Origin of the sequence: Erwinia sp. MYb416 (assembly GCF_037479575.1) — a bacterium.
Taxonomy (GTDB): Bacteria; Pseudomonadota; Gammaproteobacteria; order Enterobacterales; family Enterobacteriaceae; genus Erwinia; species Erwinia rhapontici.
On the sequence record NZ_JBBGYT010000029.1, the window covers coordinates 1 to 693 of the forward strand.

General features: G+C 48.6%; 1 protein-coding gene. It reads left to right on the plus strand.

The genetic code is table 11. The features are described 5' to 3' along the window. On the plus strand, positions 1-321 hold a 321-nt coding region (locus WH277_RS00275; protein ID WP_339503671.1), incomplete at its 5' end, for a DUF943 family protein. Positions 322-693: the final 372 nt, after the last annotated feature.

Sequence of the window (693 nt, forward strand, 5' to 3'; positions counted from 1 at the left end):
ACTGATAGAGGGAGGGTTGCATGGTGTCTGGAAAATAAAGAGTTATTGAAAGAAAAATATAACTTGCCCTTTATTGGTAGTAAATACTCGTGGACCGTGTTAGTTAGCGAAGTAGGTGATGGGTTTCAGTTTCTGCAGCACAGGGCCAGCGACAATGATTTGCGCTGTTTTGACAGTCTAAAACCTGGTGCTAATTGTATCGAAAAAAAATGGCTGTTATGGATATCGCACTACAACCAAACCGATACCAGTTACACGACGGATGATAGTGAATATATTCAGCGTGGCGATAACGCTGAAATTAAGCGTGTTGTTGATTAATTGATAATGCTGAGATTAATCCGTAGTGGCGGACTCTCTTTTTCGGTCGTCCTGTAAGGGGCTTAACGACCAGGTCAACGTCAAGGGCGTTTCGCTTTCCCGCTGCGCGTGCCGAGGCACGCAGGGATGCGGTCGTTGCCGATCCGGCGTGCTCAAACTGGCCCCGGACCTGAAGCCAGACTGCCAGCCATTAATATTGCAGGGGATCCCTCAGTGTTCGACCCTTACGCCTAATCTCAATGCCAGGGTGGTTTTAAACGATCGGAAAAAATGATCGACCGCGACGCTGGCGTACAAACCAGGCCTGATAACCTCAACGGCATAAAATTTCGTTTCCCGCAGCAAAACACGCGCCACCACGCATCGGCCCAA